Genomic DNA, 15,828 nt, shown 5'->3' with positions numbered 1-15,828 from the left:
CCTCCTTCAGAAACCTGTCGCAATGTATTTGGCTTCCATAAACTCCGCTATACCGTGATGCTGCCCTCCTTCACGTCCAAGGCCGCTCTGCTTCACACCGCCAAAGGGAGCAGCGGGATCGGAGACCAGTCCACGATTGAGCGCGATCATGCCTGCCTCGACCTTCGAGGCGATGCGTATGCCACGGCCAATGTCGCCGGTATAGATGTAAGCGGCGAGGCCATATTCCGTATCGTTGGCAGCAGCTACGACCTCTGCCTCGCTCTCGAAACGATAAAGCGGCGCGACGGGACCGAAAATCTCCTCGCGGCCCATGTCAGAGGTGGGGGAAACATTCGCAAGTACCGTCGGCGGATAAAAGAAGCCGCGTCCTGCCGGTGCCCGTCCGCCGCAGAGGACACGCGCGCCCCGCGAAATGGCATCCGCAACAAGCCGCTCGATCTTCTCCACTGCCTTGCGCGTGATCATCGGACCGCATTCCGTATCCGAATCCACACCTGGGCCGACCCTTAGGGTGGCCATGCGTTGGGTAAATTTTTCCGCGAAGGCATCGTGGATACCGGACTGGACATAAATGCGGTTTGCGGCCGTGCATGCCTCGCCCGCATTACGCATTTTGGCTACCATCAGGCCTTCGATCGCCGCGTCGAGGTCCGCATCGTCGAACACGATGAACGGCGCGTTGCCGCCAAGTTCCATAGAGCAGGAGATGACATTCTTGGCCGCTTCTGCCAGAAGCGTGCGGCCGATGCCCGTCGAGCCTGTAAAGGAGAGTTTTCGCACGCGCGGATCGGCCAGCATCGCGGCAGTGACGGGCCCGGGGGTCGATGTGGTCAGCACATTGACGACGCCGGGCGGCACACCAGCCTCCTCGTAGAGGGCCGCAAGCGCATAGGCCGTTAGCGGCGTCTCGCTCGCGGGCTTCAGGATGACGGTGCAACCTGCGGCAAGGGCTGGTGCGATCTTGCGGGTCGCCATCGCGGCCGGGAAGTTCCACGGCGTGATGAGAACGCAGATGCCGATAGGCTGGTAATCGACGATGATCCGGTTCGCACCGGACGGGGCAATGCCGAACTCGCCGGAGATGCGCACCGCCTCCTCCGCGTTCCACCGGAAAAACTCCGCCGCATAGGCCACTTCGCCGCGCGCGTCGCGCAAGGCCTTCCCGTTCTCGAGCGAAATGAGCGTGGCAAGCGTCTCGGAGCGTTCCACCATAAGTTCGAAGCAGCGGCGCAGTATCTCGGAACGCTTTCGCGGCGGCGTCTCGCGCCAGCCTTCCGCCGCGCTTGCAGCAGCCTCGACGGCCGCCGCCGCATCCGAGACAGTCGCATCGGGCACGGCGACAATGACCGCCTCGGTCGAGGGATCAATCACCTGAATCCAACCCTCGCCTGCGGCTGGCCGCCAGACGCCGCCAATATAAAGACCGTGGGAGAACGAGCGGAACCCGAAGCGATCGTGGTCGGGATGCAAAGGATGCTGGTTACCATTCATGATGTTTTCTCGAGGTCAGAGGGCGCAGGCGGCGAGGTCGCCGTCATAGGCGGCGCGCACGAGGCTGTGCATGGCGGCCGAATCGAAGGAACGCGGATTGTTCTTGATCAGCCGGCCGATGCCGAGCGCCTGCTCGGCAGTCCAGTCGAGACGGTCTTCCGGCAGGCCGAGCTTGGCGAGCGTCGGCGAGATGCCGATCGCGGCGAAGAGGCGGCTCACCTCGCCGATCGCCGCATCGGCAAGCGCCTCCTCGTCCTCCGCGCCGACGGGATCGAGGCCGAGCGCCCTGCCGACAACAGCGATTTCCGCAGCGGCGACGCGGCGATTATAGGTCATCACATAGGGCAGCATGGTCGCGACTCCGAGACCGTGCGCCGTGTGGGTCAGGGCACCGACCGGATATTGCACCGCATGGGCCGCGGCGGTGCCTGCCGTGCCGAAGGCGCAGCCTGCCGCCAGCGCGCCCATCATAACATCGGCACGCGCATCAATGTCGGAGCCGTCGGCAAAGGCCTTTTCCAGGCTCCGGCTGAGGAGCCGGATTGCATGCAGTGCGAACTGGTCGGAGAGATCGCTCTTGCCGACGAAAACATGCTGCTGCGGGAGTTCCGGATCGCCGGGGCGGCGCATGGCCGTGAAGGCTTCGATCGCATGCGTCAGAGCATCCGCACCGGCAATCGCCGTAAGACCCGGCGGACAGGAGACCGTGAGTTCCGGGTCGCAGATCGCCGCTGCGGCAATGAGATAGGGGCTCGAGATGCCGACCTTCAGCATGCATTCGGGATCGGAGACAACGGCGACGGGCGTGACCTCGGAGCCCGTACCGGCCGTCGTTGGCACGGCAATGAACGGCAGGACGGGTCCAGGCACCTTGAACTCTCCGTAGTAGTCGCCGAGCGTGCCGCCATGGGCGAGCAGCAACGAGGCGCATTTGGCCATGTCGAGGCAACTGCCGCCGCCGATGCCGATCACCATGTCGGACGCAAAGCCGCGCGCGGCCTCCACGCAACCCGCGACCGTATCGCGCGGCACGTCGGGGAGCGTCTGGTCGTGCACCAGCACGGCGATTCCGGCGGCTTCGAGCGCGGCTATCATTTCCGCGAACTCTGGGGTGGCGGCAAAGCGCGTGTCCGTGCAGACGAGTGCGCGCCGGCCCGTCCTGCCGGCGACACTCGCGAGCGCATGGCGCTGGCCGACGCCAAAAAGGATTTCGCGCGGCAGCCTCAGGACGGCAAACAGGCTCATGATCTTTGTCCTTCGAAGGCCAGAATACGGGAGCGGGAAAGCGCATTGAGGTCTTCCCAGAGGCGCTGGTCGATATCGAATCCGTTGCGGCTCGCCGCCTCCTGCCGCCGGCGGGCACGATCGCCCGGAACGAGAAGCGGATCGCCGGCGGCGGGAGGCGGTGCGGTGCGTACCGCATCGAGATAGGCCGACAGCCGTGCCGGCAATCCCGACGCCAGACTGGGCTCGATCATTATGAAGACGTCACCACCCTTGTTGCAGGGCGACTGGCTGTCCGGTGTGCCGCGCACATCGGGCGCAAGCGCCGTGCCGGCAATGGCTGCCACCAGCAACTCCATGGCGATGCCGAGGCCGTGCCCCTTCGCATCTTCGAATGGCGCAAGCGCGCCGGCCTTGGTACGATCCGGATCGGTCGTCGGGCGGCCCTCCGGATTGGGCATTCCGGTCGCCGCGTGGTGATTTATCCTGGCCAGGGGCACGAGGCCGGTCGCGAGATCGAGCACGAGCGGCTCCTCGGCGGTCGGCACAGCGACCGCAACGGGATTGGTGCCAAGCATGGCGCGCGTACCGCCGAAAGGCTGGACCAGCGACTCGCTCGACGAGAGCGCGATGCCGATGAAACCCATCGCGGCGATAGCCTCCACATAATGCGCGAGCATGCCGAGATGGTTCGCATTACGCACGGCGAAGAGGCCGATGCCCAGATCGGGGATGTGGGGCGCGAGCCGCTCGATCGCGGCCATGGCGACGACAGGGCCGAACCCTGACGAACCCTCCACCTCCATCACGGCATCCGCCCGCCAGCGCTGCGTGCCCTTCGTCTCGGGGTCAATGACACCGCGCTTGATCTGTTCGACCAGTCGCGGAAGGCAGTGCAGGCCGTGCAAAGGACGCCCTTTCATCTCCGCCGTCACCAGGACTCGAGCCTGCAGGACCGCATGATCACGCGGTGCGCGGTGCGCTTCCAGCAGGCGGGTGGCGAGCGCAAGGGCTGCCACTTCGGATATCCGCATATTTCTTCTCCCTATAATCGTATAGGATATAGGATTGTATTGGCCGCAGCATCGTGCTAGCGATTGAACCTGTCAAGGGGCAATACAAGATGATTTTGACGAGACGTAAGGAACCATCAGCAGGCACAACCCAGATACCACGCGCCAACAGCTTGGCGGGCGACGTCTACGAGGCGATCTTCAACCAGCTCATGTCCTTGAAGATCGCGCCGGGCGCGCGCATCACAGTCGACGATCTGGTCAAGGAATTCAACGTCTCCCACACGCCGATCCGCGAAGCGCTCGGTCGGCTTGAAGGCGAGGGTCTCGTCGTCAAGCAGCATCTCGTCGGCTTTCGTGCCGCACCCCAGATCACGCGCCACCGCTTCGACGAACTCTATGAACTCCGCTTGCTGCTGGAGCCCGCCGGTGCTGCCAAGGCGGCCCAGGCGATGGACGACGAAAAGCTCGCTGTCCTGACGGAGGCCGCTGGCGTTATGACGCGCAGCGACGACAGGGACGAGCGGGCGAACTATTCGGCTTTCGCCCGAAAGGACGCGATCTTCCACGACCGCATCATGGAATTTGCCGGTAACGAGCTGATCCGCGAGACGCTGACATTCCAGCACACGCATTTCCACATCTTCCGCTTGATGTTCCATCGCCGCGTGACCGAGGAGGCACTCGGCGAACACCAGACGCTGCTCGATGCCTTCGCGGCCCACGACCCCGACGCTGCGGCGAAGGCAATGCGCATCCATATCGAACATTCGCGCGACCGGCTGCTGCCGGCATTCGACGAAATCTGAGAACCCGGCAGGCAAGGAAGTGCCTGCCCGATCTGACAACGAGGAGGAGAACCCATGCCAGGCAAGAAAATCCTGATGCTCACCGGCGATTTCACCGAGGAGTACGAAATCTTCGTCTACCAGCAGGCCATGGAGGCCGTCGGCCATACGGTGCACATCGTCTGCCCCGACAAGAGCGCCGGCGACATTCTCAGGACGTCGCTGCACGATTTCGAGGGTGACCAGACCTACACCGAAAAACTCGGGCACAACGTCACCATCAACAAGACGTTTTCCGAAGCCGAGAAACAGCTCGACCAGTATCACGCCGTCTACTGCGCGGGCGGGCGCGGGCCGGAATATATCCGCACCGACAAGCGGGTGCAGGCGATGGTGCGCCATTTCCACGACGAGAAGAAGCCGATCTTTACCATCTGTCACGGGGTCCAGATCCTGATCGCGGTCGATGGTGTCGTTCGCGGCAAGAAGGTGGGTGCACTTGGGGCCTGCGAACCCGAAGTCACCTTGGCGGGCGGCACCTACATCGACCTCGCTCCGACCGAGGCCTATGTCGATGGCACGATGGTTTCCGCCAAGGGCTGGACGGCGCTCGCCGCCTTCATCCGCGAATGCCTGAAGGTGCTGGGAACGGAAATTCACCACACCTGAGCCGAGCCACGAGCGCAAACGACCCGGTCCCCGAAGGTCCCGGGTCTGCGATATGCCGAAAGGCGATCAACTAGAGGCCGCCGCGATTCCAGCCGCGGCCGCGGTCGCCGAACATCTCATAGCCGGCATCGGTGATGGCGAGCGTATCCTCCAGCTTGATGAAGCCGCGCTTCGGGTGAAGCATCGTCGTCTCGACCGAGATCACCATGCCGGCTTCCAGCGGCCTGTGGGCATCGATGCCCTCATAGGCGACGGGGTGGTTCGTCATGAGGAACGGCGCTTCGTGGCTGATGAGTCCCATGCCGTGGCAGAAGAAGTCGGTGAAGGCCGCCGATGGCGAGGCCTTGAGCACGGCTTCCGCCGCCTCGATCATCTCGCTACCCGCAGCCCCTGCCCTGACCCTGGCGAAAGCCGCCTGTTGGATGGATCCCACCTCGGCCAGAAGGTCCTCCAGCTCCGCATCCGGCTCGCCAAGCACGCCCATGCGGCAGAGGTCACCGATATAGCCGTGATAGTTGCCGCCGGAATCGATCGACAGGACCTCGCCCTCGGCCCAGGCCTGCGGCGAGGCTGCACGGTTGTGGCTGGATCCCAGTGTAAGCAGGCAGTACTCGAAATGCAGGCCACGGTTCGTTTCCTCCCGCCGCAGTTGCTCGATGATCTCCGTCTTCATCGCGCCCGCGCGAATCGCCCCGATGGTCGCCAGCATCGCGTCGGTGATCAGTTCGGAGGCGCGCCTCAGCTTTGCCAGTTCATCCGGCGTCTTGACGGCCCTCAGCCGCTCCAACGCATGCGTGGCATCTGCGAACCGCGCGCCCTCCAGCCGCGAGGCAAGAAGGTCGCGGGCGTCGCAGGGCAGGAAGGCCGGCTCGATGCCGATGCGCCCGCCGGCCTTGCCGATCTTCTTCAGGTGCTCGACGGCGAGCCCGGCGGCATCCTGGGTGCCCCAGGTCGCCGCATGCACGGCGGGCGTCCAGAACGGATTGTTCTGATGCTCTGCGCCCTCCATGCGGTTGCCCACATAGGCCGAGTGGTCCGGCGCGCCCTTCTCGTAGATCAGCATTGGCAGGTATCGGCTATGGCCGATCGCATCCATGGCTGCGAAGAAGATGAACTTGTAGCCGCCCATCAGATATTGCGTGTTGTGCTTGGAGGTGGCGACGATGACGTCGATACCGGCCTCCTCCATGAGCCGGTCGAGCTTGGCCGTATCGAACGGCGGCACGGTGGGCCTTTTTTCCGCTGGATTGATGTTCAACGTTTTTCCTCCCAGAAAATGTGTGACCCCCGGCTTCAGGAGCCCGGGGGCAACAGGCGGAAGTCCGGCAGCTCGCGAAGCGCAAGCTCCGGCCCCGGCGGCGAATAGACGACGAAGAGCTGCATCGGACCAGAGCCAGTGTTCTTCGTCGAATGGAAGCGGCTCTCCGGAACATAGATGGTGCAGCCGGGGCCAACTTTCGTCGTGATCGGATAGCCATTCTCGTCCTCAACCATCTGTTCGCCCTCGCCGGAGATGACGAAGATGATTTCCTCTGCACCCGGGTGATTGTGGCGGGCATGGCCCTCGCCACTCGGCAGGTCGACGACACCACCGGAAAATCGACCGGCGCCGTTGATCTCCGGCGCCACCGTCAGCGATAGTTTACCCCAGTCGAAACCGAAGGTGCTCACGTCCTCCTGATAAACGAAGTAGTTGGTCTTTGCCATGAGATGGTCTCCTCCAATATCTCTCGTCAGACGACCGCGCCGATGGCGAGCGCCTTGAAATCTTCCGTCTGCTTGCGGATCGCCGCCTCGGCGGGCAGGCGCTCCATGGAGCTTGCGCCGTAAAAGCCGTGGCAGCCAGGGCAACGCTCCAGGATGTACCGCGCATCGTCCGGCATGGAGATCGGGCCGCCATGGCAGAGCACGATGACGTCGTCGCGCAGAGCGCGCGCGGCCTTGGCGATCGCCGTGATCTCATCGACGCAGTCATCAAGCGATTTGCCGGAGGTTGCGCCTATCGTGCCCCCGGTCGTCACCCCCATATGCGCCACGACGATGTCGGCGCCGGCAACCGTCATGTCGATCGCCTCGCTCACATTGAATACATAGGGCGTCGTCAGCAGGTCCAGCCGGTGCGCCATCGCGATCATGTCGACCTCCAGACCGTAGCCCATGCCCGTCTCCTCGAAACTCTGCCGCATCCGGCCGTCGAACAGGCCGATTGTGGGAAAGTTCTGGACGCCGGAAAAGCCCATTGCCTTCAGGTCGGCGAGGAAGCGCGGCATCAGCACGAAGGGATCCGTGCCGTTGACGCCGGCAAGCACCGGCGTCTTTTTCACTACCGGCAGCACTTCGAGCGCCATTTCCTTCACGATCTCGTTGGCATTGCCATAGGCGAGCAGTCCGGCCGCCGAACCGCGCCCCGCCATGCGGTAGCGCCCCGAGTTGTAGATAATGATGAGGTCGATGCCGCCAGCCTCCTCCGCCTTGGCGGAGATGCCCGTGCCGGCGCCGCCGCCGACAATTGGCACGCCGGCGGCGATCATGCCGTGGAATTTTTCGAGGATGGTTTTGCGAGGGATGACTGGCATCGATTTTGTCTCTCAGGGTTTGGCGACGTCACGGAAGGCTGTGACGGCGGCCTTTGCGAATTGCGGGTCGTTGATATGCAGCGGCAGGCGGACGATACGTCGCGCCGCCGTCGGCTTCACCGTCGCCTCGAGCGCGGTAAAGAGCGCGACGTCAGCTTGCGGATCGAAGAATGCACCGCCTTCGATGTCGAGGGCCGAGACGCCCTTCTCGGGAATGAGGAAACGGACGGGGCCGTGGCAGAGATTGAGCCTTTCTCCAATCCAGCGGCCAATCTGCGCACATTCGGCCGAGGTCGTGCGCATCAAGGTGACGTTCGGGTTGTGGCGGTAGAACAACCGACCGGCATAGCGCTCCGGGACCGTCTCCGGCGCCCAGAAGTTCACCATGTCGAGCGCGCCGACGGAGCCGACATAGGGCAAGCCGGTGCGCGCAATCGCACCCAAACGGTCCGGGGTTGCAGGCAGGACGCCTCCGAGAAGCAAGTCGCAGACCTCGGTCGTCGTGATGTCGAGCACGCCCGAGACAAGCCCGCTCTCGGCAAGTTTCTCCATCGTGCGCCCGCCCGTGCCGGTGGCGTGGAAAACCAGGCAATCGTAGTCCGATCTGAGGCGCTCGACCATGGCGGTTACGGCAGGCGTCGTTACCCCGAACATGGTAAGCCCGAGCGCCGGTTTCGATGCCGTTAGCTCAGCGGGCCAGTGGGCCATGGCCGTGATCGCCTGGGCCGCATTGTGCAGGATGACCCGGCTGAGCCGGTTCAGACCCGCCATGTCGGTGACCGAGGGCATCATCACGATGTCGGAAACGTCCACATAGGGAGCGACATCGCCGGACGCGAGCGTCGAGACCATGATCTTTGGCAGGCCGAGCCGCAATTGGCGCATGCCTGCGGTGATGATAGAAGTGCCCCCGCCGCCACCGATCCCGATGACCCCGGCAATGTCCTGGCGTTCAATGACGAAGCGCGAGAAGGCAATGCCCATCGCCTCGACTGCTTTGCCGCGGTCGTCGCAGCCAAGCACGGCTCCAACACCCTCCGGATGGCAGGCCGCAACCGTCTCGGCGGTTATGTCGACGGCGGTCGCAGGCTCGCGTGTACCGACATCGACGCGCACGCCGCTCCCGCCCGCCGTCTCGATGCAAGCGGCCAGATAGGCAAGCTCCTCGCCCTTCGTGTCGGCCGTGCCGACTACGTAGATCCGCTTCATTTCTCCTCCGCGACCGGGTGGTTTCACTCGGAGCCTTATCCCAAGCTTTGGGTCAGACAATCGACCCTTGCAAATTTGTGAGACGAGCGTATCATAAAGACATGCAAGTCTCACGTCAACAGAACGAAACCGTCAGTAGCGCCGAGCGGGGCCCGCGTGCCCGCACGCGGAAACTGATGCTCGAGACGGCAACGCGGCTCATGCAATCGGGCATTACTCCCTCGGTAAGCGAAGTTGCCGAGGCTGCCGAAGTGTCGCGCGCCACGGCCTACCGTTACTTTCCAAGCCAGGCTGCGCTCGTGCATTCCGTGGTGGACGAGGCTCTGGGGCCCATACTCGACTGGTCGTGCGAGAGACCCGATGCACGCACCCGCATTGCCGATCTGCTGGCGACCGCGATGCCGCGCATTGACGAGTTCGAGGCTACCTTTAAGGCGGCGCTGAAGCTTTCGCTGGACCAGTGGGCGCAGCGCCAGGCCGGCACGCTCGGCAATGAGCCGCTGTTCACGCGCGGCCACCGTGTCGATCTGCTGAAGAGCGTGACTGCGCCCCTGCAGGGCACCATGACACCCGAATCCCGGGAACGCCTTGCACAGGCGCTCTCCCTCGTCTTCGGCGTCGAGGTGCTGATCGTGTTGAAAGATATCTGGGGACTGACCGCCGAACGCGCGCAGTCTGTTGCCGAATGGGCGGCCAAGGCGCTCGTGGACGCCGCGATACGGCAGGCGGAAAGTGAGGCATGACATCGGCGATCCTCCGACTTGAAGCGAAATCTGGTTTTACCAGATTAATTGATATTCTTTTGTGTCGTTGTCCAGATCTTTGATGCTGAATCAGACTATCCGGCAAGAATACGTTGCAGAACACACAATTACTGGGAGATATGGCAACTGTTGCAGACGGGTTTTGGAGCAAGCCCAACCAAAGTGCTCTTGACGATAGTGAAATTTGGTACTACCAGATCAGAAAAATATCATCAGGCTTGAGATCTGAAACGGAGCGAAGGGTCGGGGAGAACCCCAGCGCGAACACCACCCCACGAGGATCGGAAAGCCGGATCGGAAGGCCCGCAATGACGCGGGAAGCGTGCATAAATGGGAGGAAACGTTATGCGCAAAACTATGACCGGTCTGTTGGCCGGGATCGGCTTGATGTGGGCCTGCGGAACGTCCGCACAGGCCCAGGAACTGACGATCTTCTGGGCCGAGTGGGACCCGGCAAATTACCTTCAGGAGCTCGTGAATGAATATGAGGCTCAAACCGGCGTGAAGGTCACGGTCGAAACCACCCCGTGGGCCGACTTCCAGACCAAGGCCTTCACCGAGTTCAATGCCAAGGGCTCAGCCTATGACATGGTCGTGGGCGACAGTCAGTGGATCGGTGCAGCGTCACAAGCGGGACATTACGTCGATCTCACCGACTTTTTCAACCAGCACAAACTGAACGAAGTCATGGCGCCGGCAACAGTGAAATACTATGCCGAGTATCCGTCGAATTCGAAAAAGTACTGGTCGATTCCGGCGGAAGGTGACGCCGTCGGCTGGTCCTACCGCAAGGACTGGTTCGAAGACCCCAAGGAGATGGAAGCGTTCAAGGCCAAATACGGCTACGACCTCGCCCCGCCGAAGACATGGGCCGAGATGCGTGACATCGCCGAGTTTTTCCACCGCCCAGGCGAAAAGCGCTACGGCATCGCAATATACACCGATAACTCCTATGACGGCCTCGTCATGGGCGTTGAGAACGCGATGTTCTCCTATGGCGGCGAACTCGGCGACTATCAGAGCTACAAGGTCGACGGCATCATTAATTCAGACAAGAACGTCAAGGCGCTCGAGATGTATCGCGAGCTCTACGGCTTCACGCCGCCGGGTTGGGCCAAGTCATTTTTCGTCGAGAACAACCAGGCGATCACCGAGAACCTGGCAGCGATGAGCATGAACTACTTCGCCTTCTTCCCGGCACTGGTGAACGAGGCGTCCAACCCAAACGCCAAGGTCACCGGCTTCTTTGCCAATCCGGCAGGCCCCAACGGCGAGCAGTTCGCAGCGCTCGGCGGCCAGGGCATATCGGTCATCTCTTATTCGGACAACCAGGAAGAGGCGATGAAATTCCTCGAATGGTTTATCAAGGACGACACCCAGAAGCGCTGGGCCGAACTCGGCGGCTACACCGCAAGCGCCAAGGTGCTTGAATCGCCGGAGTTTCAGAATGCGACACCCTACAACAAGGCCTTCTACGAGACCATGTTTAAGGTCAAGGACTTCTGGGCGACCCCGGAATATGCCGAACTGCTGATCCAGATGAATCAGCGCATTTATCCCTTCGTCACTGCCGGCCAAGGCACGGCGAAGGAAGCGCTCGACTCTCTGGCCGCCGACTGGAAAGCCACCTTCGATAAATACGGACGCAACAAGTAGCGCGCACCCCGCGGAGGGGGCCCTGCCCCCTTTTCATTTCTGCATATCCGCGCCGAAGTGCGCGGTTCGAGCGGGCACGGCGCCCGATATTAACTTCGCGCATCGTGATGCTCGTTCCGGCATCCGACGCCGAACTCTCGGAGGAGGAGAGTATTGGCCACCGCAGTCATGACATCGCTGAACACGAACTCGCGTGCCGCATCCCACGGCATGAGCGACATCCGGATCCGCAATCTGTTCATCATTCCGACGATCCTGTTCCTGATCGTCTTCAACATCTTTCCGCTGATCTATTCGCTCGGCTATTCCTTTACCGACTTCCGTGCTTCGTCGGCCGCGCCAGCCAATTTCGTCGGCCTGCAGAACTACCGCGCGCTGCTGAACGACCCCTTCATCTGGTTGAACTTCGCCATCACCGCGAAATATGTGATCGTCTCCGTGACGGGGCAGGTGATCGTAGGCTTCGGCACCGCGATGCTGCTCAACCGCGACATTCCGCTGAAGGGCCTGCTCACGACCCTGCTGCTGCTGCCGATGATGCTCTCTATGGCAGTGGTCGGCCTCTTCTGGAAGCTGCTCTACGATCCGTCCTTCGGCATCATCAACTATACACTCGGCCTCGGCTCCTTCGAGTGGCTGTCGAATCCGGACATGGCGCTCTATGCGGTCGCAATCACGGATATCTGGATGTGGTCGCCCTTCGTGATGCTGCTATCGCTTGCCGGCCTCTCGGCCGTGCCAAAGCATCTCTACGAGGCCGCGGCGATCGACCGGGCGGGACCTTTCTACACCTTCTTCCGCATTACGCTGCCGCTGGTGGCGCCGATCCTGATGATCGCGATCATCTTCCGTACCATGGAAGCCTTCAAGACCTTCGACCTCGCTTACATCCTGACCAGCCAACCGACGACCGAGGTGATCTCGATCCGGCTCTACAAGATGGCCTTCCAGGAATGGCAGACGGGACGCTCCTGCGCACTCGCCTACATCGTGCTCATCATGGTGCTCGCCATCACCAACATCTACGTCAAGTACCTCAACAAGGTGAAGGAGCGCTGAGATGGCTGCCGTCCAAACCCGCTCCGAACGCGCGCTGAACCGGGTAGCGATCGCCGCCGTACTGGTCATCACGCTGATCTTCTTGGCGCCGATCTACTGGATCACCTCGACGGCCTTCAAGCCGCGCAATCTCGCCACCACTATTCCGCCAACCGTGCTCTTCCAGCCGGAAATCTCGCCCTTCGTGAAGCTCTTCACCAAGCGCTCGCAACTGCGCGTAGCGCCAACGCCGGAAGAATATGCCGCCGCCCCATGGTGGGAGCGCATGGTGTTCGACGGCGGCGAGAAGATTGTCCGCTCCGGCCGCGGCGAGGTGCAGCTGTCCGGCTATCCGAACCGTTTCATGAACTCGCTGATCGTCGCCATCACGTCCACGGTGCTGGCCGTGGGCATGGGAACCTTCACGGCTTACGGTTTCTCGCGCTTCAAGGTAAAGGGCGAGGCGGACCTTCTCTTCTTCATCCTGTCGACGCGCATGTTGCCGCCCGTCGTCGTGGCAATCCCGATGTTCCTCATGTACCGCGCCGTCGGCTTAAACGATACCCATTGGGGCCTCATCATCCTCTACACCGCCTTCAATCTCTCCTTCTCGGTCTGGCTGATGAAAGGCTTCATCGACGAGATCCCGAAGGAATACGAGGAGGCTGCCCTCGTCGACGGCTACACGCGTATGCAGGCCTTCTTCAAGATTGTCATCCCGGAAGCGGCCACCGGCATCGCCGCCACCGCCGTCTTCTGCTTCATCACGGCCTGGAACGAATATGCGTTCGCGCTGATCATGACCAACCGGCGCGCGCAGACCGCACCACCCTTCATCCCGAGCCAGGTCGGCTCCGGTCTGCCGGACTGGACGGTGATTGCCGCCGGCACGTTCCTGTTCCTGCTACCGGTGGCCATCTTCACCTTCCTGCTCAGGAATCACCTCCTGCGTGGCATGAGCTTCGGAGCGATCCGCAAATGACCTTCCGCGCCCTCAATCAGAAATATCTCGAACCCGGTTCGCAGTACCTGATGATCTTCGGCATCATCGCGCTCTGCCAGCCCTGGAACCTGTTTCTCCACCGCTACGGCATGACGATGACGCTCGTCGGACTGATCGCCTTCATGGTGACGACCAAAATCCCGCGGGACGATCAACCAGACGAAGGCAGCCATTCATGACGCAGATCGAACTTCGCGGCATCCAGAAATATTTCGGTGCCGTCCAGGTTATCAAGGACCTTAATCTCGCCATTGCGGACAACGAATTCATCGTGCTGCTTGGCCAATCTGGCTGCGGTAAGACGACAACATTGCGCGCCGTCGCAGGCTTGGAGACCATCGACGAAGGCGACATCCTGATCGACGGCCAGCCGGTGCAGCATATCAAGGCATCCGACCGGGACATAGCCATGGTGTTCCAGTCTTTCTCGCTCTATCCGCACATGACGGTCTACGAGAACATCGCCTTTCCGCTCCGCGCCACCCGGATGAGCCGCAACGATGTCGATACGTCGGTGCGCGAGATCGCTGGCGTGCTGCGCATCACCGGTCTGCTGGGCCGCAAGCCTTCAGCGCTATCAGGCGGCGACATGCAGCGTGTTGCGATCGGCCGCGCACTCGTGCGACGGCCAAAGGCCATGCTGATGGACGAGCCAATAGGTGCGCTGGATGCCAAGCTGCGCGAAGAGATGCGGGCGGAAATCAAGCGTTTGCATATCAAGCAGGGTTCGACCACGATCTACGTTACCCACGACCAGGTGGAGGCCATGTCGCTCGCAGACCGCATCGTCATCATGCACGAGGGCATTCTCCAGCAGGTCGGCACGCCGGAAGAGGTCTACTCGCAGCCCGCCAACATGTTCGTCGCCCAGTTCGTCGGCAGCCCGGTGATGAACATGGCGCAGGCGACCGTCAGCGAAACGGGCGGCCATGCCAGCGTGCAGGTCGGCGGTGGGGCAACGGGCTTCGAGTTTCCGGCCGCCCTTGCCAATCGCCTCTCGGACGCGAGGGCCGAGGACGGCAAGCTGACGCTCGGCGTCCGGCCTGAGGGCGTCCTCATCTCGCACGAGGCCCGCGAGGGCTTCATGCCGGTCGAGGCGCATATCATCGAGCCGCTCGGCTCGCACGACATCGTCGACCTGAAGGTCGGCGACCAGCTGATCAGAGCCCGCACCAAGAGCGGATTCGTGCCCGGTCCAGGCGAAGCCGTATGGGCGCGCATCGACCCCGCCCAGGCGCATTTCTTCAACACGGCGACCGGCTCGTCGCTTGGGATCAGACTCTGATGGCACATATCGAACTCAAGGGCATTACCAAGACCTTCGGCAATCATACAGCGCTGAAGAACCTGAACATCGACATCGCTGACGGCGAGTTCTTCGTGCTGCTCGGCCAGACCGGCGCCGGCAAGACGACGACGCTGCGCCTGATCGCCGGTCTCGAAAAACCGACGGCCGGCCAGATCTTCATCGACGGGCAGGACGTCGCCAACTGGGGTGCCGCCGACCGCGACGTAGCCCTGGTGCTCCAGCAATATTCGCTCTATCCGCGCTATACGGTGCGGGAGAACCTGGAATTTCCATTGAAATCCCGCATCCGCCGCGTCGAACCAGCACAGATCAAGGAACGCGTCGACCGGGTTGCGAAAACCCTGCGCATCGAGCACCTGCTCGAGCGCAAGACTGACCGGTTATCGGGCGGCGAGATGCAGCGCGTTTCGATCGGCCGGGCCATTGTGCGCAAGCCGCGCGTCTTTCTCATGGATGAACCGCTTTCGGCGCTCGACGCGAAACTGCGCGAGGCGCTGCGGACCGAGCTGAAAAACCTGCAGATGAACCTCGGCGCGACCTTCCTGTTTGTCACACACGACCAGATCGAGGCCATGTCGATGGGCGACAAGATCGGCGTGCTGAACAACGGCCAACTCGTGCAGACGGGTACGCCGCAGGAGATCTACCGAAACCCGGTCAACACCTTCGTCGCGCGCGCGGTCGGGTCACCGCCGATGAACCTGATCGCCGGCACGCTTGCGGGCGGCGAGGCAGTGGCCAGCGAGGGTTACCGGCTGCCGCTCGGCAACGGTCAGGGCATCGCCACGGACGGTCGTCCGCTCACCTTCGGCATCCGCCCCGAGGACCTCTTCCTCGAGAGCGGTGCGCCGGGGGAAGCACGGGTGCACGACGTGGAGAACCATGGCGTCGAGAAGATCGTGACGCTGCGCACCGGCGAGAATTTCATCCACGCGACCGTGCCGGCGCAGACGGTGCTGCGGATCGAGGATACGGTTCGCTTTTCGTGGAATCCGGAGAAGGTCGTGCTGTTCGACAGCGGAAGCGGCTTGAGCCTGCGGCATGCGGGCTGACCTCATAGTCCGAGACGTCGTGAAGGGGCCCAC

16 protein-coding genes are annotated in these 15,828 nt (G+C 62.4%); 9 read left to right on the top strand and 7 right to left on the bottom strand.

The window, feature by feature from the left end; genetic code table 11:
* Nucleotides 1-6: 6 nt before the first annotated feature.
* Genes N8E88_RS18555 through N8E88_RS18545 form a run of 3 tightly spaced genes read right to left on the bottom strand, consistent with a single transcriptional unit; the run spans nt 7 to nt 3,752 of the window.
* On the bottom strand, nt 7-1,494 hold the full coding sequence (locus tag N8E88_RS18555; RefSeq protein WP_262294958.1) for an NAD-dependent succinate-semialdehyde dehydrogenase: 1,488 nt from the start codon (nt 1,492-1,494) through the stop codon (nt 7-9).
* Between the two features lie 15 nt (nt 1,495-1,509).
* The gene (locus N8E88_RS18550) at nt 1,510-2,739 is read right to left on the bottom strand and encodes an iron-containing alcohol dehydrogenase (RefSeq protein WP_262294957.1); all 1,230 of its coding nucleotides are present in this window, start codon (nt 2,737-2,739) and stop codon (nt 1,510-1,512) included.
* Nucleotides 2,736-3,752, bottom strand: coding sequence for an Ldh family oxidoreductase (locus tag N8E88_RS18545; protein WP_262294956.1), 1,017 nt, complete (start codon nt 3,750-3,752; stop codon nt 2,736-2,738). The genes N8E88_RS18550 and N8E88_RS18545 overlap by 4 nt, the downstream gene beginning before the upstream one ends.
* Before the next feature lie 89 nt (nt 3,753-3,841).
* Here N8E88_RS18545 and N8E88_RS18540 point away from each other — a divergent pair, with 89 nt between their 5' ends.
* Together N8E88_RS18540 and N8E88_RS18535 are read left to right on the top strand one after the other, a co-directional pair.
* On the top strand, nt 3,842-4,540 hold the full coding sequence (locus tag N8E88_RS18540) for a GntR family transcriptional regulator (RefSeq protein ID WP_262294955.1): 699 nt from the start codon (nt 3,842-3,844) through the stop codon (nt 4,538-4,540).
* Between the two features lie 54 nt (nt 4,541-4,594).
* Nucleotides 4,595-5,188, top strand: a complete 594-nt coding sequence (locus N8E88_RS18535; RefSeq protein WP_262294954.1) for a DJ-1/PfpI family protein — start codon at nt 4,595-4,597, stop codon at nt 5,186-5,188.
* A 70-nt stretch (nt 5,189-5,258) separates the two neighbouring features.
* Here the strand turns inward: N8E88_RS18535 and N8E88_RS18530 are convergent, their stop codons facing one another.
* The 4 genes from N8E88_RS18530 to N8E88_RS18515 are packed head-to-tail and all read right to left on the bottom strand — an operon-like array spanning nt 5,259 to nt 8,973.
* Nucleotides 5,259-6,446: a M24 family metallopeptidase gene (locus tag N8E88_RS18530; RefSeq protein WP_262294953.1), complete on the bottom strand. Its 1,188-nt coding sequence runs from the start codon at nt 6,444-6,446 to the stop codon at nt 5,259-5,261.
* A 35-nt stretch (nt 6,447-6,481) separates the two neighbouring features.
* Complete coding sequence (locus N8E88_RS18525; protein ID WP_262294952.1) at nt 6,482-6,895, bottom strand: cupin domain-containing protein; 414 nt, start codon at nt 6,893-6,895, stop codon at nt 6,482-6,484.
* A gap of 26 nt (nt 6,896-6,921) precedes the next feature.
* A complete protein-coding gene (locus N8E88_RS18520) occupies nt 6,922-7,764 on the bottom strand; it encodes a phosphoenolpyruvate hydrolase family protein (RefSeq protein ID WP_262294951.1) in 843 nt (280 codons plus the stop codon).
* 12 nt (nt 7,765-7,776) lie between these two features.
* Nucleotides 7,777-8,973 carry a Tm-1-like ATP-binding domain-containing protein gene (locus N8E88_RS18515; RefSeq protein ID WP_262294950.1) on the bottom strand — a complete coding sequence of 399 codons (1,197 nt, stop codon included), beginning with the start codon at nt 8,971-8,973 and terminating at the stop codon, nt 7,777-7,779.
* A gap of 101 nt (nt 8,974-9,074) precedes the next feature.
* Here N8E88_RS18515 and N8E88_RS18510 point away from each other — a divergent pair, with 101 nt between their 5' ends.
* The 7 genes from N8E88_RS18510 (at nt 9,075) to N8E88_RS18480 (ending at nt 15,795) form a co-directional block, all read left to right on the top strand.
* The gene (locus N8E88_RS18510; RefSeq protein WP_262294949.1) at nt 9,075-9,716 is read left to right on the top strand and encodes a TetR/AcrR family transcriptional regulator; all 642 of its coding nucleotides are present in this window, start codon (nt 9,075-9,077) and stop codon (nt 9,714-9,716) included.
* 366 nt (nt 9,717-10,082) lie between these two features.
* Nucleotides 10,083-11,393 carry an ABC transporter substrate-binding protein gene (locus N8E88_RS18505; RefSeq protein WP_262294948.1) on the top strand — a complete coding sequence of 437 codons (1,311 nt, stop codon included), beginning with the start codon at nt 10,083-10,085 and terminating at the stop codon, nt 11,391-11,393.
* 168 nt (nt 11,394-11,561) lie between these two features.
* Nucleotides 11,562-12,452, top strand: coding sequence for a carbohydrate ABC transporter permease (locus N8E88_RS18500; protein ID WP_410010687.1), 891 nt, complete (start codon nt 11,562-11,564; stop codon nt 12,450-12,452).
* 1 nt (nt 12,453) lies between these two features.
* The gene (locus N8E88_RS18495; RefSeq protein ID WP_262294946.1) at nt 12,454-13,413 is read left to right on the top strand and encodes a carbohydrate ABC transporter permease; all 960 of its coding nucleotides are present in this window, start codon (nt 12,454-12,456) and stop codon (nt 13,411-13,413) included.
* Nucleotides 13,410-13,613 (top strand): hypothetical protein, encoded by a 204-nt coding sequence (locus N8E88_RS18490; RefSeq protein ID WP_114428386.1) that lies wholly within the window; start codon nt 13,410-13,412, stop codon nt 13,611-13,613. The genes N8E88_RS18495 and N8E88_RS18490 overlap by 4 nt, the downstream gene beginning before the upstream one ends.
* Nucleotides 13,610-14,719, top strand: coding sequence for an ABC transporter ATP-binding protein (locus N8E88_RS18485; protein ID WP_262294945.1), 1,110 nt, complete (start codon nt 13,610-13,612; stop codon nt 14,717-14,719). The genes N8E88_RS18490 and N8E88_RS18485 overlap by 4 nt, the downstream gene beginning before the upstream one ends.
* Complete coding sequence (locus tag N8E88_RS18480) at nt 14,719-15,795, top strand: ABC transporter ATP-binding protein (protein ID WP_262294944.1); 1,077 nt, start codon at nt 14,719-14,721, stop codon at nt 15,793-15,795. Before N8E88_RS18485 ends, N8E88_RS18480 begins: the two co-directional genes overlap by 1 nt.
* Nucleotides 15,796-15,828 lie beyond the last annotated feature (33 nt).

The sequence above is a fragment of the Phyllobacterium zundukense genome (assembly GCF_025452195.1).
In the GTDB taxonomy this organism is placed as follows: Bacteria; Pseudomonadota; Alphaproteobacteria; order Rhizobiales; family Rhizobiaceae; genus Phyllobacterium; species Phyllobacterium zundukense_A.
This window is presented reverse-complemented; position numbering and strand designations above follow the sequence as displayed.